We start from the raw sequence: 19,785 nt of genomic DNA, 5'->3' as shown, positions 1-19,785 counted from the left end.
TGCGGCCGTTCAGTTGGCAAAGATGTTGCCTGACACACCGCTATCGCGAGCAGGCTCACTCCCACAGTAGTTATTCATCGAACTCAAAATCTGATCCCCCTCTCCCACAGTAGTTATTCATCGTATTCAAAATCTGATCCCCCTCTCATTTATCACCTGACGACCGGCAGCAAAAACCAATTGCCTCAAAATATTACATACGTCATATTACACTCATCATAAATAACCCCCGCTCCAGCAGGTAATCCTCCATGACCAGCATGCCCACCGCTGAACCCGACCTGGCTGCCCCGGTGCCTGCCGCCAAACCTCCCCAGCTTAAACGCCTGCTGTTGCCAACACTGGGCATCGCCGCACTGGTACTGGCTGGTGTATATGGCGTGCATTGGTGGTCTGCCGGGCGTTTCATCGAGGAAACCGACGACGCCTACATCGGCGGTGATGTGACGGTGATCGGGCCGAAAGTGGCGGGTTACATCGACGAAGTGCTGGTGGCCGACAACCAGAAGGTCAAGGCCGGCGACGTGCTGATCCGTCTCGATTCGCGCGACTACCGCGCCAACCTGGCCAAGGCCGAAGGCGCAGTGGCCGCCCAGGAGGCCCTGCTGGCCAACCTCGACGCCACCGAACAACTGCAACAGGCCGTCATTGGCCAGGCCCGCGCTGGCATCGACGCCGCCGGTGCCGAAACCGCCCGTTCGCGGGATGACGATGCCCGCTACAAAAAACTGGTGATCACCAACGCCGTCTCGGTGGAAAGCGCCCAGCGCGCCAACACCACGTTCAAGACGGCCCAGGCCCAAAGCAACCGCGCCCAGGCTGAACTGCTGGCCGCGCAGCGCCAGTTGAATGTGATCGACACCCAGAAACAACAAGCCCGGGCCGCCTTGATCCAGGCCAGGGCCGAGCGTGACCTTGCGCAATTGAATGTCGGCTACACCGAACTGAAGGCGCCGGTCGATGGTGTGATCGGCAATCGCCGGGCACGGGTCGGCGCCTATGCCCAGGCCGGCTCGCAATTGCTCTCGGTGGTGCCGGCCAGCGGTCTGTGGGTCGATGCCAATTTCAAGGAAGACCAACTGGCCCGCATGGTGCCGGGGCAACGGGTGGTGATCCGTGCCGACGTGCTGTCGGGCCAGGAATTCCACGGTCATCTGGACAGCCTCGCCCCTGCCAGCGGCTCGCAATTCAGTGTGTTGCCACCGGAAAACGCCACCGGCAACTTCACCAAGATCGTGCAACGGGTGCCGGTGCGGATCCACCTCGACCCGGCCGACAGTGTGCTCGGCCACTTGCGTCCGGGGTTGTCGGTGACCGCTGAAGTGGACACGCGCAAGGAGCCTCAAGCACCAGCCGTGGCCAGCGCGCCATGAGCCGCGCCCTCGCCGCCCCGGCGCAACCGTTCAATGCCGCGGACATGGCGACGACAACCAAGGTCTTCGCCTTTGCCAGCATGTGCATCGGCATGTTCATTGCGCTATTGGATATCCAGATCGTCTCGGCTTCGTTGCGTGACATCGGCGGCGGGCTTTCCGCCGGCACCGACGAAACCGCGTGGGTGCAAACCAGCTACCTGATCGCCGAAATCATCGTGATCCCGCTGTCCGGTTGGTTGTCGCGGGTGTTTTCGACGCGCTGGCTGTTTTGCGCATCGGCGGTGGGTTTCACCCTGACCAGCCTGCTGTGCGGCGTGGCCTGGAACATCCAGAGCATGATTGCCTTCCGCGCCCTGCAAGGCTTTCTGGGTGGCTCGATGATCCCGCTGGTGTTCACCACGGCCTTCGTGTTCTTTACCGGCAAGCAACGGGTGATCGCCGCCGCGACCATCGGCGCGGTGGCCTCATTGGCGCCGACCCTGGGCCCGGTGATCGGCGGCTGGATCACTGACATATCGTCCTGGCACTGGCTGTTCTACATCAACCTGGTCCCCGGCATCTTTGTCGCCGTGGCCGTGCCGATGCTGGTGAAAATCGACCAGCCGGAACTGTCGCTGCTCAAAGGCGCGGATTACTTGAGCATGGTGTTTCTGGCGCTGTTCCTCGGCTGCCTGGAATACACCCTCGAAGAAGGCCCGCGCTGGAACTGGTTCAGCGACCGCACGATCCTGACCACCGCGTGGATCAGCGGCCTGGCCGGGCTGGCGTTCATCGGCCGGACCCTGCATGTGGCCAATCCGATTGTCGATCTGCGCGCCTTGAAGGACCGCAATTTTTCCCTCGGCTGTTTCTTTTCGTTCGTCACCGGCATCGGCCTGTTCGCCACCATTTACCTGACGCCGTTGTTCCTCGGCCGGGTGCGTGGCTACGGTGCGCTGGACATTGGTCTGGCGGTTTTCTCCACCGGGGTGTTCCAGATCATGGCGATTCCGCTGTATGCCTTTCTGGCCAACCGCATCGACCTGCGCTGGATCATGATGACCGGCCTTGGGTTGTTCGCGTTATCGATGTGGGATTTCAGCCCGATCACCCATGACTGGGGGGCCAGGGAATTGATGCTGCCGCAAGCCCTGCGAGGAATTGCCCAGCAATTGGCGGTGCCGCCAACCGTGACCTTGACCCTCGGCGGCCTGGCGCCGGCACGGCTCAAGCATGCGTCGGGGTTGTTCAATCTGATGCGCAACCTGGGCGGGGCTATCGGCATTGCCGCCTGCGCGACCATCCTCAACGACCGCACCAACCTGCATTTCACCCGGCTGGCGGAGAACCTCAACAGCACCAACGAGGCGCTCAACCAATGGCTGTCCCAAGTCAGTAACAACTTCGCCGCTCTCGGTCAGGGCGGTGACGCCGGGGTCACCGCCAGCCTGCATCAGTTATGGTTGTTGACCTACCGCGAAGCCCAGACGCAAACCTATGGCGACGCGTTCCTGATGATCATGGTCTGCTTCATTATCGCCACGGCGATGGTGCCCCTGATGCGCAAGGTGCAACCACCGGCCGCGCCGAGTGCCGATGCGCATTGATGCTTGTGCGGGTCAGGCCTGGGGCATTTTGCGGAAGCCGATGGCGAGGCGGTTCCAGGCATTGATGGTGGTGATGGCGACAGTCAGGTCGACCAATTCCTTGGCATCGAACTGGGCGGTAGCCAGCTCATAGTCTTCGTCCGGGGCATGGGTCTGGCTGATCAGGGTCAGGGATTCGGTCCAGGCCAGTGCGGCGCGCTCACGCTCGGTGAAGAACGGCGTTTCGCGCCAGGCCGACAGTGTCGCCAGGCGACGCTCAGACTCACCACCCTTGCGGGCATCGGCGCTGTGCATGTCCAGGCAAAAAGCGCAGCCGTTGATTTGCGAGGTGCGCAGCTTGACCAGTTCGATGAGGTTTTTTTCCAGCGGCAACTTCGACACCGCTGTTTCCAGGGCGATCATCGCTTTGAGGGCGTCAGGGGAAGCGGTGTAGAAATCGATACGGGATTGCATGGCATGCTCCAGGGCAAGTGGGTGTGTCACTACGTTAGTCCCACGACCGGTCTGCACAAATAGCCAATCTTCCAGAAGTCGAGGAGGCCATTGGCGAGGGTGTGATGGGTTTCACTCTTCACTTTTGCTGAGCTCACTGCCGTCATCGCGAGCAAGCTCGCTCCCACATTTGACCGCATTTCCCTGTGGGAGCGAGCCGGCTCCGGGCGGCGATCCGACGAACCGCGCAGCGGCCATTCACACCCGATTGCGCAACCACTGCAAAAAGCCCTTTTTCGCCTGTGCCACCGGCAGGTCCTGAGTCAGGGTTTTCGCTTTGAGCAGCCGGTAATCGAGCAAGGTTTTCATTGCATCGCTGATGTCGTGACGGGCATCCAGGCATGGCTTGAGGTAGGATTTTTCGATGCGATACAGGCCACAGAAGGTCTTGGCGGTGAACTGCGCAGGCACCGAACTGTCGGCCAGGATCCCGGCCTCGCCGATCACTTCCCCCGGCCCCATGCGCCCTGATTCGAATGGCGCCCCGTGGCGCATCAACGTCACCGAGACCACGCCGGACTCAATGATGTACAAGTGATCGCTGACCTCCCCCGCTTCCAGAATCGTCTCCCCGGCACGGAAGGTTTGCAGTGTCATGTTCTGGCTGAAGGTGTCTTTCTCTTCCTGACGCAAGGTGGAGAAAATCGGCGAGCTGTCCAATAACGCCCGCTGCCGTGTCAAGTTGACCGGCGGGTCGAGTTCCACGCTCGACAACAAGTTGATCCCGGATGCCTGTAAGTGCCGGTAGGCCAGATCGTATAGTTGATTGCGCACCTCACGCTTCTCGCTCATCGACGCGACAAACCCGCTGATTTCGTACTCCACCCCGGCGCTGCTGGCGTTTTTCAGGGCGACGTTAGGCGCTGGTTTATCCAGCAGCAGGCGACAGCCCTGCATGGCACGCTCCAGGGCATCGATCACGGTGTTCGGTCGCGCATGCGGACTCAGTTCCACAGAGATGGATATGCCGAAAATATCGCTCGGCCGACTGAAGTTGATGATCTTGGCCTTGGCCGCCAGTGAATTGGGAATCACCGCCATGCTGCCTTGAGAGGTCTGCATGCGCGTGGCACGCCAGTCGATGTCGGTCACCTTGCCCTCCATGCCATCGATGGAAATATAGTCATCCAGTTGATAAGGCTTGGTGGTGTTCAGGACGATCCCGGAGAACACGTCGCTGAGGGTACTTTGCAAGGCCAGGCCGACGATGATCGCCAACGCACCGGACGTCGCCAGCACGCCCTTGACCGGCAGATCGAGCACATAGGCCAGGGCGGCAATGATCGCGATCAGGAAAATCACCGCACCGAGCAGATCCTGAAGCAATCGCCCGGTATGCCCGACCCGTTGCATCATCACCGCGCCGATCAGCACGGTCAGGGTCCGTGCACCGAACAACCACCAGCCGATTTGCAAACCGGTGGCCGCCAGATGCAAGGGTACGTTGTCGGCCCAGGGCGCTGGCTCCATCGGGTTCATGCCTTCGTTGAACAACAGCAGGCTGAACAACGAAAAAATTACCACCCGCACCAGCAGCCGCCAGGCGCTGCCAACGGCACTGAGCAAGTACCACAACCCAAGATCGATCAGGATCAGCGCCATCGCGCAAAACAATGGGTGTTCGGTGAGCAATGACAGCATCAAGCAACTCCAGCCAGGGTCAATAACGCGAAGATCGCATGGATTGGCCATAGTGTAGGAGCAATTGATTTGGCTGGTTTCTGCAATCACCACAAAACCAATGTGGGAGCGAGCCTGCTCGCGATGGCGGCCTGACAGTCACTACATCAGTGCCTGTTGTACCGTCATCGCGAGCAGGCTCGCTCCCACAGGGGAAAGCGTGTTGGCTGGATTACTTGCTATTGGCCAGCGTGCTGTAGCTGGTCATCAGGTTGCGGTAATCCGGAATATGGTTGGAGAACAGCGTGCCCAAGCCTTCGATGTCGTTGCGCCAGTCGCGGTGCAGTTCACAGGCCAGGCCGAACCAGGTCATCAGTTGCGCGCCCTGAGCGGTCATGCGGTTCCACGCCGATTCGCGGGTCAGTTCGTTGAAAGTGCCGGACGCGTCGGTGACCACGAACACCTCAAAACCTTCGGCCAGTGCCGAAAGCGCCGGGAACGCCACGCACACTTCAGTTACCACACCGGCGATGATCAGTTGCTTCTTGCCGGTGGCCTTGATCGCCTTGACGAAATCTTCGTTGTCCCAGGCGTTGATCTGGCCCGGGCGAGCGATGTACGGCGCATCCGGAAAGAGTGCCTTGAGCTCGGGCACCAGCGGTCCGTTGGGACCGGTTTCGAAACTGGTGGTGAGGATGGTCGGCAGTTTGAAGTACTTGGCCAGGTCGGCCAGGGCCAGCACGTTGTTCTTGAATCGATCCGGGTCGATGTCGCGCACCAGTGACAACAGGCCCGCCTGATGATCAACCATCAGAACCGCGGCGTTGTCCTTGTCCAGACGCTTGTAGGAAGTAGTCATTGCAGTAGTCCTCGCGTGTTATCGATGCCGAGTGGAAATCGGCGTGGGGTCACCGATCAGCGCTGAGAGTCCAGCGCCTCGTGTTCGTTCGCCACTTGCTGGGCCTTGAGGTAACTCTCGATCAGCAATTGATAATGCGGCATGGCCTGGGCATAGACAGCCGCCCACTGCTCGGCATCCGGACGGTTCCACGAGCCTTGCAGTTCGGATAGCGTAGCCATGATGTCGATCGGCACCACCCCGGCCTGGGCCAGACGGGCAACAGTCAGATCAGTGGCCAGTTTCGAGTGGTTGCCGGAGGCGTCGACCACGGCAAACACCTTGTAGCCTTCATGCACGGCGGCGATGGACGGGAACGCCAGGCACACGCTGGTCAACGTGCCGGCGATCACCAGGGTTTTCTTGCCGGTGGCTTTGACCGCCGCGTGAAACTGCGGGTTGTCCCAGGCGTTGATTTCACCTTTGCGCGCCACGTATTGCGCATGGGGTGCGGCCTCGTGGATTTCCGGGATCAACGGCCCGTTCGGCCCCTGGGGAACGGAAGCGGTGGTGATCACCGGCATTTTCAGCAGGGTCGCGGCCTTGGCCAGGGCAATGGCGTTGGCGCGCAGTTGGGGCACGTCCATGTCCTTGACGATCTGGAACAGTCCGCTCTGGTGATCGATCAACAGCATCGCGCTGTCATTGGGGTCGATGGTCGGTTTCTGGCCGTTGAAGTTGGCCGCGTAGACAGTATTCATGTGCGTTTCCTCTTTCTTTTGGGCAACAGCCATCCCTGGCCTGAAAACCGGCCTACTCATCCTGTGTAGAGTCGGGTGTAAAAGCGCTGCGAATTAAGCGTGCATCCGGCCGAAGCGACCGGACTGGAAGTCGGCGAAGGCCTGGTGGATTTCTTGCTCGGTGTTCATCACGAACGGCCCATGACCGACGATCGGCTCGTCGATCGGCTCGCCGCTGAGCAACAGCACCACCGCGTCTTCGCTGGCTTCGAGGGTCAGCTGATCGCCCTTGCGATCGAACAGGGCCAGTTGCCCCTGGCGCACCGATTCCAGGCCATTGACCTGAACCGTGCCGCGCAAGACCACCAGTGCGGTGTTACGCCCTTCATGCAGATCCAGGGTGAGCAACTTGCCGGCATTCAAACGAATGTCCCATACGTCGACCGGGGTGAAGGTGTGCGCCGGGCCCTTGTGACCGTCGAACTCACCGGCGATCAGGCGCAGCCTGCCGGCGTTGTCCTGCAAGGCGATGCTCGGGATGTCGCCGTCGAGAATGGTCTGGTAGCCGGGGTCGGCCATTTTGTCCCTGGCCGGCAGGTTGACCCACAGTTGCACCATCTCCAGGGTGCCGCCGCTTTTGGCGAATCCTTCGGAGTGGAACTCTTCATGCAGGATCCCTGAGGCAGCGGTCATCCATTGCACATCGCCGGGGCCGATCTTGCCGCCACTGTCGGTGGAGTCCCGGTGCTCCAGCTCGCCCTTGTAAACGATAGTCACGGTTTCGAAGCCACGATGCGGATGCTGACCAACGCCACGTCGCTCGGTGGTCGGGGTGAATTCAGCGGGGCCGGCGTGATCCAGCAACAGGAACGGGCTGATGTGCTTGCCCAGGTTGTCATAGGAAAACAGCGTGCGAACCGGAAAACCGTCGCCGACCCAATGGGTCCGTGGGCTGGTGTAGATACCGATGATGTTTTTCATGGTGTCTCCTGATGAGGTGAGTGAAGCCATGGACAAAGCTTAAAACCGTGACCTTTGCTGCGCTAGACTGCAAAAATCAGCTTTAGCGTTCTATTTGGAGAACGATGGTGGAAGACCTCAACACCCTCTACTACTTCACCCAGGTGGTGGAGCATCACGGTTTCGCCGCGGCCGGCCGGGCACTGGACATGCCCAAGTCCAAGCTCAGCCGACGCATTGCCGAACTCGAAGAGCGCCTCGGCGTGCGCCTGCTGCACCGCACCAGTCGGCATTGCTCGTTGACGGAAATCGGCCAGGCCTATTACCAGCGCTGCCTGGCCATGCGCGTGGAGGCGGAAAGCGCCGCCGAACTGATCGAGCGCAACCGCTCCGAGCCCCAGGGCCTGGTGCGTGTCAGTTGCCCGACGGCGCTGCTCAATTCCTGGGTCGGGCCGATGCTGACCCGCTACATGCTCAAGTACCCGCTGGTGGAGTTGTTCATCGAGAGCACCAACCGTCGGGTCGACCTGATTCACGAAGGCTTCGACATTGCGCTGCGGGTACGCTTTCCGCCGCTGGAAAACACCGACATGGTGATGAAGGTGCTGGGCAACAGCACCCAGAGCGTGGTCGGCAGCCCGGCCTATTTATCGCGCCTGTCGACACCGGCCTCCCCGGCCGACCTCAGCGGTTTGCCGAGCCTGCACTGGGGCGCGGCGCAACGCGAATATCAGTGGGAACTGTTCGGGGCCGATGGCAGCACCGCGATGATCCGGCATGCGCCGCGCATGGTCACCGATGACCTGTTGGCCTTGCGCCATGCGGCGGTCGCCGGGATCGGCATCGTGCACCTGCCCAGTGTGGTGGTGCGCGATGAAATCGCTGCCGGGCAACTGGTGGAACTGGTGCCGGGCTGGGCACCGAAAAGCGGCGTGATTCATGCGATTTTCCCTTCGCGTCGGGGTTTGCTGCCTTCGGTGCGCACGTTGATCGACTTTCTCGGGGAGGAATTCAGTCGCAGTGATATTGCCTAGAGTCGGGGGCAAGGGTTTAGACCGAGTGATGGCTATCGCGAGCAGGCTCGCTCCTACATTGGATCTATATGCACCACAAATCCCCTGTGGGAGCGAGCTTGCTCGCGATGAGGCCGGCACCATCAATGCTGCAAGCTGCCGATGATTCATGACTTTCGGTAAACATTGCTTTGCCGCTCCAGCGGTTTTTCTCACGGATGCAGGCGCGGATACTGCCGCCCATTCCCACTGCAACCTCTGGAGTCATCAATGTCCATTCCCGCCTTCGGCCTGGGTACCTTTCGCTTGCAAGGCCAGGTGGTCATCGATTCGGTGAGCACCGCCCTGGCGCTCGGCTACCGGGTGATCGATACCGCACAAATCTACGAGAACGAATCCGACGTCGGCGAAGCCATCGCCGCCAGCGGCATCGCCCGGGAGGCGTTGTTCATCACCAGCAAGATCTGGGTCGCCAACCTGGCCGGTGATCGTTTGATCGACAGTCTGAAAGAAAGCCTGCGCAAACTGCGGACCGACTACCTGGACCTGACCCTGATCCACTGGCCGTCGCCGGAAGATCAGGTGCCGGTCGAAGAGTTCATGGGCGCTCTGCTCGAAGCCAAACGCCTAGGCCTGACCCGGCAGATCGGCGTGTCCAACTTCACCATCGACCTGATGAAAAAGGCAGTCGCGGCCATCGGTGCCGAGCACATCGCCACTAACCAGGTCGAGCTGCACCCGTACCTGCAAAACCGCGAGGTCGTCGAATTCGCACGCAGCCAGGGCATCGGTATCACCTCGTACATGACCCTGGCTTACGGTGAAGTCCTCAAGGACCCGCTCATCCAGCAGATCGCCGAATGCCTGCAAGCGACACCGGCGCAGGTCACCCTGGCCTGGGCCATGCAATCGGGTTACTCGGTGATCCCGTCTTCCACTCGCCGGGCCAACCTTGAAAGCAACTTGAAGGCTCGCGAGCTGACCTTGAGCGAGGCCGACATGGCCCTGATCGCAACGCTGGATCGTGGCCACCGCTTGACCAGCCCGAAAGGCATCGCACCGAACTGGGATTGAGGCTCAATCCTGCTCCAGACGCTGGTCCAGACGGGCCATGGCCTGCTGCAACCGGTCGACGGCGCCATCGATCATTGCCGCGCGGCCGTCATTGCACGCCTGCTCCAGCTGTTCGCAACACTCGACCAGGGCGAGCGCGCGCACCATCAGCGCCCCGCCCTTGATCCGGTGTGCCAGTTCCTGCAAGCCCGGGCGATTGCCGCCGGCGTGCAAGGCCAGTAAATGCACGCGATCCTCGCGGTTGCTCAGCGCCAGATCGTGCAACAGTTGATCGATCAGCTCACGGTCCGCATCCGCAAAGCGCTCCAGCCCGCTCAAATCGAACTCGGCGACGCCAGGATCATCGATAGCCGTTAAGGGTGTGCTGGAAAACCGCTGGGCCAGCCACGCCTGCAAATCCACCAGGCGAATGGGCTTGAACAGGCAATCGTCCATGCCCGCCGCCTGGCACCGAGCCTTCTCCTCAGCCTGCGCATTGGCGGTGAAACCCAGAATCAGCGTCGACGACAACCCCTGCACCCGCTCTTGCTCGCGTATCGCACCCGCCAATTCATAACCACTGAGCTGCGGCATGTTGCAGTCGGTGATGACCAGGTCGAACCCTTGCCTGCGCCACTGTTCAAGCCCCTGCGCCCCGTCCTCCGCCAGCACCACGCTGTGGCCCAGATAGCTCAGCTGCCGCGAGAGCAACAGGCGATTGGCCGGGTAATCATCGACCACCAGAATCGACAACGCCCGGGTCGTGAGTTGCGCCGGATCCTGGGGCATCCCCCCCGCTGGCAATGCTTGCAGCGCGGGCAGCACCAGGCTGATATCCACCCGCGTGCCGCGCCCAAGCTCACTGTCGAGGTGCAACCGGCCGCCCATCATTTCGCACAGGGTACGACTGATCACCAGGCCCAGGCCGGAACCTTGCCGGGCGCTCTGCTGACTGTTACCCGCCTGCACGAACGGGCTGAACAGACGTTGCTGGTCGAGCGCGCTGATGCCGATGCCGCTGTCCTCGATCTGTACGCTGACGGAGAGGTGCGCCGGGGCTTGAGGCCGCACCCGCAGTGTCAGGCTCACCTGGCCTTCACGGGTGAACTTGATCGCGTTGCTCAGCAGATTGGACAGCACTTGTTTGAAGCGCGTGGGATCGAGCATCACGTCACAGTCACTGTGTTCGTCGAGTTCGACCCGCCACTGCAGATTCTTCTGCACCGCCAGCCCTTCGAAAACCCGGCAGACCGACGTCACCAGCGCTTGCAGATTGACCCGCTCCGGCGCCAGCGACAAATGCCCGGATTCGATCCGGGCGACGTCCAGAATGTCGCCGATCAAATCCAGCAATTGTTGCCCGGCGTTGGACGCCACCTCGATGGCGGCGCGGTCGGTCTCCCCTTCATCGGCCCGTTTCAGTGCCAGTTCGAGCATGCCGATCAGCGCGTTCATCGGCGTGCGGATTTCATGGCTCATGGTGGCCAGGAACGTGGTCTTGGCCCGGTTGGCATCGTCCGCCGCGTCCTTGGCTTCCTGCAATTGCCCGAGCAATTGCTGACGCTGGCGAATCTGTCGGCGCTGCCACACAATCCCGGCCAACGCGAGCAACAGCAAGACACCCGCCAGCGCAAATGCCTGCACGATCGCCTGCCGGTGTCGTAGCCAATAGCTCTGCTCGACCATTGCGTCAAAGCGCCAGGGCTGGGTCAGCTCGTCAATTTCTTCGGGGGGGATGCTCAACAGCGCCTTGTCCAGGATCGAATGCAGCTCGGTGGCCTCGCGGCTGGTCGCCAGGGTGCTTCGTGCAGGGTCGGTGCCCACGGTGCTGGTCACTTGCAGGCGATCGCGATACTGCCGGGAAATCAGGTAACGGGCGCTGATCAGGGAGTTGATGCCGCCCTGAGTCTCGCCCTGGTCGACCATTTCCATGGCGTCCGTCGACAGGGGCGCATCCACCAGCTGGATCTGCGGGTAATGCTGGCGAAGGTACTCGCCGACAATGTTGCCCTGGGTCAGCGCCAACGTCCTTCCCGCCATGTCATCCAGCGTCCTGGGGCTGTCCGTGTCCACGCGGGTCACCAGCACCGAAGGGCTGCTCAGAAACGCGCGGGTGAACAGCAATTCATCTTCACGCTGGGAGCTGAGGCCGATACCCGCCAGGACATCGATTTGCCCGCTTTTGATGGCGGTCATCATCTCGGCCACCGACTTCATGCCCCGGATGTCGAATTGCAAGCCGGTGCGCAAACTGATTTTCGTCAGCACATCGACGCCAATACCGCGGAACTTGCCTTCGCTGTCGACAAATGAAATCGGCGGGATATTTTCGTTGATTGCGACCTTCACCCGCGGGTGCCGTTCGAGCCAGTGCTGTTCGGCCACGCTCAATTGCAATGACTGAGTGCCCGGGAAAGACACCCCGTTGGCCCCCCAGCGGCGCAGGATGTTCATTTGTTCATTGGTGGTGATGGCCGCCAGCGCCTTGTTGACGATGGGCAACAGCGAATCGTTGTCGCGGGCCATCGCAAAGGCAAAACGCCCGGATTCCATGGGCGAGAAGTCCGTCAGTTGCACGTTGTTCAGGTAATTTTTGCTGATCAGGTAATGGGCATTGATCGCATCACCCAGGTAGACATCGGCCTGGCCGAACGCTACGGCGCCCATCGCCGCCAATGTCGAGGGAAACAACTGGACCTGCGCCCTGGAATAGAACTGTTGCACGCTGTATTCGGGCAAGTAGTGATACAGCATCACCAGCCGCTTGCCGGCCAGTGTCGGGTCGAGCACCGGAGGGAAATCGGTGCGGGTGACCAGCACCGGTTGATCGACCGCATAGGCGCTGGACATCTGCAGCTGTGGATCTTCGGCTTCAAATCGATTGGCCGTTCCCAGCAGGTCTGCCTGCCCCTCCTTGATGGCCCGCACCGCATCGGCCCGGGACGGATAACGTCGGACCTCGATGGCGACGTTCAACAATTGTTCGAGCAATCCGGCGTAATCGGCGGTCACGCCTTCGAATACCTTGCCCGCCGTATTGAACTCGAAGGGGGGATAGTCCGGCGCCGAGACAGCCAGCACCAATCGGCCCTTTTTCTGTAGCCAGCGCGACTCGGTTTGCGACAACCTGACGCTCAGGCCTTCGACGCTCGAGCGCCCCAATAGGGTCAACGACTGTTGTGCACAGACCGTCGATGCCCAGAGAAAAAGGCCGATCAGCACCCCACCTGCCAGTCGTCGGAGTGCGTTCATTCAGATCAGATGATTGCGCAGGGCGAAATCCCTCAAGTGCACCGACGAGCTCACGTTGAGCTTGAGGGTGAGTCGGGTCTTGTAGGTACTGACGGTCTTGTAGCTCAGGTGCATGATCTCGGCGATTTCCAGGTTTTTCGAACCCCGGGCCAGGTACTGCAAAATGGTCAACTCACGATTGGAGAGCTTTTCGATCAACTGCTTTTCGCTGCGTTGCAACTCCCCCATCGACACAGAGCTCGAGGAGATCTGGGCGAAATAGGTATAGCCGGCCATAACGGAATTCACCGCCGCCTTCAGATCATCCAGGTCCTTGCTCTTGGAAACATAGGCAACAGCCCCGGCACGCATGCAGCGGTCCTGATAGAACTGGGCCTCCAGTGAAGTGAACACCACCACGCGACATCGCGTGTTTTCGGCCTTGATACGGTCCATCACCTCAAGCCCCGCCACACCGGGAAGACCCAGATCAAGCAGCACGACATCCGGTCGATGCTCCCGGATCAACGCCAGGACCTCATCGCCACGGGAGGCCTCGTAAACCTGCTTGAACCCTTCGCCCTTGAGTACGAGTTGGATCATGGAGCGAACCACCGGATGATCTTCCACAATCAGTGCTGACTTCATGACAACTCCCGTGCAAAACAACACGATCGGGCAAAAAATGCCCTCCAGGCACCGCAGCGGTGGGGCACAACGCTGCGCACAGACTTTTGCATGGAAGGCTGGAAAGAACTACCTGACAGAAATGACAGTTCCGACAAACGGTAGGCGATGTTCGATGGCGCTCATCAGCTGCGTAATGGACGTCAAGTCAGGCAGCGCGGCCTGGCTGAGCTGGACGTTGCCCGCGACTGGCGGCAACGACGCCTGCTGTACATTGAAGATAAAGGCCTGATGGACTTGCGGGTTTTCGGTAAAGAAATTCAACAGGTCCAGCCCTTCGCTGGCCATCGCTCCATTGATGAGCACCAGGTCCAGAGGCTCGCAACCGTACTCCACCAGTGGAAGGAGCTCGTCGAGACTCTGCACCGGTGCCACGCGAAAGTAGCCGAGCTGATTGAACAGCCGCTCGATCCGCAGGCGGTTGAAGTGCTGCGCATCGGCGATCAGGATGCGCAAGGATTTGTTCGGCAAGATCACCTCCAAAAGGATGTCGGTTTCAAGAGGTCGCAAAGCCTACGGAAGACCTTCCTAGATTTATGTAGGAATATTCCTAAATAAACGCCGGTTAATCTGACTTTACTCCGTGGTACTCGGACTCCAGAACGCCTGCACCACCAAGGTCGAAGTCGAAATCCGTGCCACCAGCGCATCCAGTTCATCACCATCGACCGAGGTGGTGGCCAGGGTGGCTTCGATTTCAATTTCATCCGTGCCGAAGGCGTGCACATCGACATCGCTGGCCGGGTAGTTGCTGCGTTCCAGCTCGGCTTCGAGCAAGGCCAGCACGGTTTTCTGCTGCGTGCGTCGGGCAATGACATAGACGATGTTGGTGACTTCCGCCGAAATCACGTCCAGCGGCTGACGGTTGATGTTGTTGACGATCGGCCGCAGCAGGGTGTTTGCCGCCAGCACAAACAAGGTGCCGAGCAACGCCTCGGCCAGCAGGTCGGCACCGGCGCAGGCACCGACCGCCGCCGAGGTCCAGAGCGTGGCGGCGGTATTGAGGCCGCGCACATTGCCCTCTTCGCGCATGATCACCCCGGCACCGAGAAAGCCGATACCGGAAACCACGTAGGCGACGACCCGCACAGCGCCTTCGGCACCGGCGAGCCGGTTGGCCATGTCGACGAAAATCGCCGCGCCCACCGCCACCAGCACGTTGGTGCGCAGGCCCGCGGTGCGCTGCCGGTACTGGCGCTCGAAACCGATCAGGCCACCGAGGATAAAGGCCGCGCTGAGGCTGACCAGGGTGTCGAGCAGGGAGTTCAGGTTGAGGTTGTTGATGGCTTGCATGATGAATCCTTTGGAAAACACACGATCCCTGTGGGAGCGAGCCTGCTCGCGATGGACTCAAGAACGCCGCGTTTAGCCAGTAAACACGCGCTATCGTTAACGACCATCGCGAGCAGGCTCGCTCCTACATCTGGCAGCATTACTGCCAGCCAAACCGGCGAATGTAGAACCCCTTCACCGCCTGGGTCAGCGCCATGTACGCCAGCAGGATCACCGGCAGGAACACGAAGTACAGCGACGGCAACGCCTGCAACTTGAAGTAATGCGCCAGCGGTCCCATCGGCAGGAAAATCCCCACAGCCATGATCAGCCCGGTCATCACCAGCAAGGGCATGGCCGCGCGGCTTTGCAGGAACGGGATCTTCGGCGTGCGGATCATGTGCACGATCAGGGTCTGGGTCAGCAGCCCGACCACGAACCAGCCGGACTGGAACAGGGTCTGGTGATCCGGGGTGTTGGCGTCGAACACGTACCACATCAAGGCGAACGTGGTGATGTCGAAGATCGAACTGATCGGCCCGAAAAACAGCATGAAGCGCCCGACATCCGCCGGTTGCCAGCGCTGCGGTTGCTTGAGCATTTCCTCATCGACGTTATCGAACGGAATGGCGATCTGCGAAATGTCATAGAGCAGGTTCTGCACCAGCAGGTGCATCGGCAGCATCGGCAGGAACGGGATGAACGCACTGGCCACCAGCACCGAGAACACGTTGCCGAAGTTCGAACTGGCGGTCATCTTGATGTACTTGAGCATGTTGGCGAAGGTCCGGCGCCCTTCCAGCACGCCCTCCTCCAGCACCATCAGGCTCTTTTCCAGCAGGATGATGTCGGCCGCTTCCTTGGCGATGTCCACGGCGCTGTCCACCGAAATACCGATGTCGGCGGTGCGTAGCGCCGGGGCGTCGTTGATGCCGTCGCCCATGAAACCGACCACGTGTCCGTTGCCCTTGAGCAGCCGGACGATGCGCTCCTTGTGGGATGGCGTCAGTTTGGCGAAGACGTTGGTGGTTTCCACCGCTTTCGCCAGCTCGGCATCGCTCATGCCTTCGATGTCGTTGCCCATCAGTAGGCCTTGCTGTTCCAGGCCGACTTCGCGACAGACTTTCGCCGTCACCAGCTCGTTGTCGCCGGTCAGTACTTTCACTGCCACGCCATGGGCTGCCAGCGCCTTGATGGCTGGGGCAGTGCTTTCTTTCGGTGGATCGAGGAACGCCACGTAACCAATCAGCGTCAGTGCCTGTTCATCGGCCAGGCTGTAGGTGTCGCGTCCTTCGGTCATCGGCCGAGCAGCAACCGCCACGACACGCAAGCCTTCGCCGTTGAACGTGGCCGTGACCTGACGGATTCGCGCCAGCAATTCTTCGCTCAAGGCTTCATCGACTTCGCCATGGCGTACCTGCGAGCACACCGCCAGCACCTCTTCCACCGCGCCCTTGCAGATCAGCAGGTGCGGTTGATCGCGCTCGGCGACCACCACCGACATGCGCCGGCGGGTGAAGTCGAACGGGATCTCGTCGACCTTGCGAAACGCCGTGCCGACTTTCAGCTCACGGTGGATCTCGACGTGTTCGAGCACCGCCACATCCAGCAGGTTTTTCAGGCCGGTCTGGTAGTAGCTGTTGAGGTAGGCCATTTCCAGCACATCATCGCAGGCGTTGCCCCAGACGTCGACGTTGCGCGCCAGGAAGATCTTGTCCTGAGTCAGTGTGCCGGTCTTGTCGGTGCACAGCACGTCCATGGCGCCGAAGTTCTGGATGGCGTCGAGGCGTTTGACGATGACTTTCTTGCGCGACAGGAACACCGCGCCCTTGGCCAGGGTCGAGGTGACGATCATCGGCAGCATTTCCGGGGTCAGGCCCACGGCGATCGACAGCGCGAACAGCAACGCTTCGGTCCAGTCGCCCTTGGTGAAACCGTTGATGAACAACACCAGCGGCGCCATCACGAACATGAAGCGGATCAGCAGCCAGCTGACTTTGTTGACCCCGGTCTGGAACGAAGTCGGCGCCCGGTCGGTGGCGCCGACGCGCTGGGCCAGGGCACCGAAATAGGTGCTGTTGCCGGTGGTGACAATCACCGCCATGGCCGTGCCGGACACCACGTTGGTGCCCATGAACAGGATGTTGTCCAGTTCCAGGGGGTTGATAGTGTCGCGGTCCTGCTGGCGGGGAAATTTTTCCACCGGCATCGATTCACCGGTCATGGCCGCCTGGCTGACGAACAGGTCCTTGGCGCTGAGCACCCGGCAATCGGCGGGAATCATGTCACCGGCAGACAGCACGATCAGGTCGCCCGGCACCAGTTGCCTGATCGGCAACTCGATACGCTGCGCGCTCTGGTCCTCAAGGTCGCGGCGCATCACCGTGGCGGTGTTGCTGACCATCGCCTTGAGGGCATCGGCGGCCTGGTTGGATTTGGTTTCCTGCCAGAAGCGCAGCAAGGTCGAGAGCACCACCATGGAGAAAATCACGATGGCGGCTTTCATGTCTTCGGTCAGCCAGGAGATGAGCGCCAGCAAGGTCAGCAGCAGGTTGAACGGATTCTTGTAGCAGTGCCACAGGTGGGTCCACCAGGGCAGCGGCTGTTCGTGCTCGACTTCATTGAGGCCCAATTGCTCGCGCAGGGCATCGGCTTCAAGTTCGCTCAAACCGTCGGTGTGACTGCCCAAATTGTTGAGCAGTTGCCCCGTGTCGCTGCCGGCAGCGGCCACCAGGGTTTGCGCCAGGGTGGGCGGGACTTCACGGCTGACCGTGGTGTCGGTGAAGGTTTCCAGCAACGCAAGGCGACGGAAGTGCCGGGCGATGTGGCGGTTACGCAGGAAGCCTGCGAAGAATTCCTTGAGGGTAAGTTTCATGGCTGGTGCCCCTTTGGTCAGCCGGGAAACCGTCGAGCAGGCAGGTCCACGCCGCTGCCGCCGGAACAACCGGCAAAGCAAGGCCTGGCGCGCCGGTCACGAATGACAGACGTGTCGATAGAGCGGCGGCCACGACAAAAAGTCGAAACCACGCACTGTTCAGCGTCGATGAGAGGGACGTCGGGACATGGCCGGAACTGGCCATGATCGGGATGCCGCTGCTCGCTTGTCGGCGAGACAACGGCACAGGAGACTGCGCGTTATCTTGCCGAGAAAATGCCGGTTACCGAGACCGGCCGACAACTGTCACTCGAACAAGTACCCACTGTGGGTCTCCGTAATGGATGAAAACGCGCGAAGCTTACGCCCCGATGTTTGGCGAGTAAACCCGTTACAAAGTCTTGCCGGGGGTATCGCGGGGTTCTTCAGGAAGGGTTCAGGATTGAGGGTCTTGGGTGATTTCAATGGCCTCATCGCGAGCAGGCTCACTCCTACATTGGTCCTGTGAACACCGGTCCATTGTAGGAGCGAGCCTGCTCGCGATGGCGGCCTTACAGACGCAGCAAACTCAGCTGGCAGTGGCCAACAACAAATCCACCACCGACCGCCCATGCCCGCGATGCTTGCCATGCTCATACAACGACCCGGCAATTTCATCGGCACGAATCGGCAGGATCGACAGCAAGGTGTCGCTCAGCCCATGGCTGGCCTGGCAAAAGCCCTGCATGTAGAGCCCGGCCTTGCAGCGTTCATCGGTGATCAGCTTGTAGTGGCGATCGACCTCGAAATCCCCCAGGTACTCCTCCAGCGGCGCCAGCAGCTTGCGGTGCATCTGCCGCTCGTAACCGGTGGCCAGCACCACGGCGTCGTAGTGACGCAGCGAGACTTCGCCGGTGGCGTTGTTGCGCAACACCAATTCGATGCCCCGTTCGTTGGCGGTGGCCTTTTCGATCGTGGTCAGAGTGTGGAACGCATGACGGGCGATGCCCGAGACCTTCTGCCGGTAGAAGATGCCGTAGATGCGCTCGATCAGATCGATGTCCACCACCGAGTAGTTGGTGTTGTGGTACTCGTTGACCAGTCGCTCGCGCTCGCTGCCTGGCTGCTGGAACACCAGGTCGGTGAACTCCGGCGAAAACACTTCATTGACGAAGGGGCTATCGTCGGCCGGCTTGAGTGCCGAGCCGCGCAGGATCATGTCCACCTGCACCGACGGGAAGCTGTCGTTCAAATCGATGAAGGCCTCCGCCGCGCTCTGCCCGCCACCGATGATCGCAATGCTCATCGGCCGGTTGTCCACGCACGGCTGCCTGGCCATCTGCGCCAGGTACTGGGAATGGTGGAACACCCGGCCGTCATCCTTGAGCGCCTTGAACACCTCGGGAATGCGTGGCGTACCACCGGCGCTGACCACCACCGAACGGGTGGTGCGCACCTGCTGATGCCCGCTCCCATCGCGGGAAATCACCCGCAATGCCTCGACCTGATGGTTGTGCAGCACCGGCTCGATGGTCAGCACTTCTTCGCCGTAGCGGCTTTGCGCGGTGAACTGCCCGGCGACCCAGCGCAGGTAGTCGTTGTACTCCATGCGGCACGGATAGAAGGTGCCCAGGTTGATGAAGTCCACCAGGCGCCCGTGGGCCTTGAGGTAATTGACGAACGAGTAAGGGCTGGTCGGATTGCGCAGGGTTACCAGGTCCTTGAGGAAGGAAATCTGCAACTCGCTCTGGGTCACCAGGGTGTTGCCGTGCCAGCGGTAGTCGGCCTGCTTGTCGAGAAACAGCACATCCAGATTGCCCTGGCTCGCCCCGCGCTCTTGCAGCGCGATGGCCAGTGCCAGGTTCGACGGGCCGAATCCGACGCCGATCAGGTCGTGAACGAGGGGCGATGCAATTGCCTGTGTCATTTCCAGTGTCCTCTGGATGCTCCCCGCCATAGCGGGACATTGAACCTAAGTGACCTGACAGGCCGTGGGCCGCACAACAGGTCGTCTGTTGAGTAGGAACGAGGACCGTGAAAAAAAATTTAACCGCGCAGGATCA

At 60.8% G+C, this 19,785-nt stretch carries 15 protein-coding genes; 4 read left to right on the top strand and 11 right to left on the bottom strand.

Going from position 1 to position 19,785, the window contains the following annotated elements:
- Positions 1-251: 251 nt before the first annotated feature.
- Both ACM6J5_RS08685 and ACM6J5_RS08680 read left to right on the top strand, forming a co-directional pair.
- Positions 252-1,373, top strand: coding sequence for an HlyD family secretion protein (locus ACM6J5_RS08685; RefSeq protein ID WP_414928202.1), 1,122 nt, complete (start codon positions 252-254; stop codon positions 1,371-1,373).
- On the top strand, positions 1,370-2,962 hold the full coding sequence (locus tag ACM6J5_RS08680; protein ID WP_414928201.1) for a DHA2 family efflux MFS transporter permease subunit: 1,593 nt from the start codon (positions 1,370-1,372) through the stop codon (positions 2,960-2,962). Before ACM6J5_RS08685 ends, ACM6J5_RS08680 begins: the two co-directional genes overlap by 4 nt.
- 12 nt (positions 2,963-2,974) lie before the next feature.
- On the opposite strand, the gene ACM6J5_RS08675 is transcribed toward ACM6J5_RS08680, so the two are convergent.
- The 5 genes from ACM6J5_RS08675 to ACM6J5_RS08655 form a co-directional block, all read right to left on the bottom strand.
- Positions 2,975-3,415 carry a carboxymuconolactone decarboxylase family protein gene (locus ACM6J5_RS08675; RefSeq protein WP_095942552.1) on the bottom strand — a complete coding sequence of 147 codons (441 nt, stop codon included), beginning with the start codon at positions 3,413-3,415 and terminating at the stop codon, positions 2,975-2,977.
- Between the two features lie 237 nt (positions 3,416-3,652).
- Complete coding sequence (locus ACM6J5_RS08670; protein ID WP_095942551.1) at positions 3,653-5,095, bottom strand: mechanosensitive ion channel family protein; 1,443 nt, start codon at positions 5,093-5,095, stop codon at positions 3,653-3,655.
- A gap of 211 nt (positions 5,096-5,306) precedes the next feature.
- Positions 5,307-5,933, bottom strand: a complete 627-nt coding sequence (ycaC, locus tag ACM6J5_RS08665; protein ID WP_095942550.1) for an isochorismate family cysteine hydrolase YcaC — start codon at positions 5,931-5,933, stop codon at positions 5,307-5,309.
- 56 nt (positions 5,934-5,989) lie between these two features.
- Positions 5,990-6,673 carry an isochorismatase family protein gene (locus ACM6J5_RS08660; protein WP_150674005.1) on the bottom strand — a complete coding sequence of 228 codons (684 nt, stop codon included), beginning with the start codon at positions 6,671-6,673 and terminating at the stop codon, positions 5,990-5,992.
- Positions 6,674-6,766: 93 nt separating this feature from the next.
- Positions 6,767-7,633 (bottom strand): pirin family protein, encoded by an 867-nt coding sequence (locus tag ACM6J5_RS08655; RefSeq protein ID WP_414928200.1) that lies wholly within the window; start codon positions 7,631-7,633, stop codon positions 6,767-6,769.
- Between the two features lie 104 nt (positions 7,634-7,737).
- Between ACM6J5_RS08655 and ACM6J5_RS08650 the strand changes: the two genes are divergently transcribed.
- Both ACM6J5_RS08650 and dkgB read left to right on the top strand, forming a co-directional pair.
- A complete protein-coding gene (locus ACM6J5_RS08650) occupies positions 7,738-8,646 on the top strand; it encodes a LysR family transcriptional regulator (protein ID WP_095942547.1) in 909 nt (302 codons plus the stop codon).
- A gap of 249 nt (positions 8,647-8,895) precedes the next feature.
- Positions 8,896-9,699: a 2,5-didehydrogluconate reductase DkgB gene (gene dkgB, locus ACM6J5_RS08645; RefSeq protein ID WP_150674007.1), complete on the top strand. Its 804-nt coding sequence runs from the start codon at positions 8,896-8,898 to the stop codon at positions 9,697-9,699.
- Between the two features lie 3 nt (positions 9,700-9,702).
- On the opposite strand, the gene ACM6J5_RS08640 is transcribed toward dkgB, so the two are convergent.
- From ACM6J5_RS08640 to ACM6J5_RS08615, 6 genes are all read right to left on the bottom strand, one after another.
- Positions 9,703-12,930 (bottom strand): transporter substrate-binding domain-containing protein, encoded by a 3,228-nt coding sequence (locus ACM6J5_RS08640; RefSeq protein WP_414928199.1) that lies wholly within the window; start codon positions 12,928-12,930, stop codon positions 9,703-9,705.
- Entirely contained in the window at positions 12,931-13,557 is a 627-nt protein-coding gene (locus ACM6J5_RS08635; RefSeq protein ID WP_095942544.1) for a response regulator transcription factor, read from the bottom strand.
- Positions 13,558-13,665: 108 nt separating this feature from the next.
- The gene (locus tag ACM6J5_RS08630; RefSeq protein ID WP_095942597.1) at positions 13,666-14,067 is read right to left on the bottom strand and encodes a chemotaxis protein CheY; all 402 of its coding nucleotides are present in this window, start codon (positions 14,065-14,067) and stop codon (positions 13,666-13,668) included.
- Positions 14,068-14,172: 105 nt separating this feature from the next.
- Positions 14,173-14,889, bottom strand: a complete 717-nt coding sequence (locus tag ACM6J5_RS08625; protein WP_150674010.1) for an MgtC/SapB family protein — start codon at positions 14,887-14,889, stop codon at positions 14,173-14,175.
- A gap of 139 nt (positions 14,890-15,028) precedes the next feature.
- The gene (gene mgtA / locus ACM6J5_RS08620; protein WP_414928198.1) at positions 15,029-17,743 is read right to left on the bottom strand and encodes a magnesium-translocating P-type ATPase; all 2,715 of its coding nucleotides are present in this window, start codon (positions 17,741-17,743) and stop codon (positions 15,029-15,031) included.
- A gap of 568 nt (positions 17,744-18,311) precedes the next feature.
- The gene (locus ACM6J5_RS08615; RefSeq protein ID WP_414928197.1) at positions 18,312-19,649 is read right to left on the bottom strand and encodes a lysine N(6)-hydroxylase/L-ornithine N(5)-oxygenase family protein; all 1,338 of its coding nucleotides are present in this window, start codon (positions 19,647-19,649) and stop codon (positions 18,312-18,314) included.
- Positions 19,650-19,785 lie beyond the last annotated feature (136 nt).

Source organism: Pseudomonas sp. IT-P74 (genome assembly GCF_949768175.1).
Classification (GTDB): Bacteria; Pseudomonadota; Gammaproteobacteria; order Pseudomonadales; family Pseudomonadaceae; genus Aquipseudomonas.
The sequence above is the reverse complement of the archived record's forward strand: the minus strand, read 5'-3'. Positions and strand labels throughout refer to the sequence as shown.

Bases quoted from the DNA above. Each gene is read 5' to 3' on its own strand.
- ACM6J5_RS08675 (WP_095942552.1), bottom strand. From the start codon at position 3,415: ATGCAATCCCGTATCGATTTCTACACCGCTTCCCCTGACGCCCTCAAA.
- ACM6J5_RS08635 (WP_095942544.1), bottom strand. From the start codon at position 13,557: ATGAAGTCAGCACTGATTGTGGAAGATCATCCGGTGGTTCGCTCCATG.
- ACM6J5_RS08670 (WP_095942551.1), bottom strand. From the start codon at position 5,095: ATGCTGTCATTGCTCACCGAACACCCATTGTTTTGCGCGATGGCGCTG.
- dkgB (WP_150674007.1), top strand. From the start codon at position 8,896: ATGTCCATTCCCGCCTTCGGCCTGGGTACCTTTCGCTTGCAAGGCCAG.
- ACM6J5_RS08680 (WP_414928201.1), top strand. From the start codon at position 1,370: ATGAGCCGCGCCCTCGCCGCCCCGGCGCAACCGTTCAATGCCGCGGAC.
- ACM6J5_RS08655 (WP_414928200.1), bottom strand. From the start codon at position 7,633: ATGAAAAACATCATCGGTATCTACACCAGCCCACGGACCCATTGGGTC.
- ACM6J5_RS08625 (WP_150674010.1), bottom strand. From the start codon at position 14,889: ATGCAAGCCATCAACAACCTCAACCTGAACTCCCTGCTCGACACCCTG.
- ACM6J5_RS08615 (WP_414928197.1), bottom strand. From the start codon at position 19,649: ATGACACAGGCAATTGCATCGCCCCTCGTTCACGACCTGATCGGCGTC.
- ACM6J5_RS08660 (WP_150674005.1), bottom strand. From the start codon at position 6,673: ATGAATACTGTCTACGCGGCCAACTTCAACGGCCAGAAACCGACCATC.
- ACM6J5_RS08650 (WP_095942547.1), top strand. From the start codon at position 7,738: ATGGTGGAAGACCTCAACACCCTCTACTACTTCACCCAGGTGGTGGAG.
- ycaC (WP_095942550.1), bottom strand. From the start codon at position 5,933: ATGACTACTTCCTACAAGCGTCTGGACAAGGACAACGCCGCGGTTCTG.
- ACM6J5_RS08640 (WP_414928199.1), bottom strand. From the start codon at position 12,930: ATGAACGCACTCCGACGACTGGCAGGTGGGGTGCTGATCGGCCTTTTT.
- mgtA (WP_414928198.1), bottom strand. From the start codon at position 17,743: ATGAAACTTACCCTCAAGGAATTCTTCGCAGGCTTCCTGCGTAACCGC.
- ACM6J5_RS08685 (WP_414928202.1), top strand. From the start codon at position 252: ATGACCAGCATGCCCACCGCTGAACCCGACCTGGCTGCCCCGGTGCCT.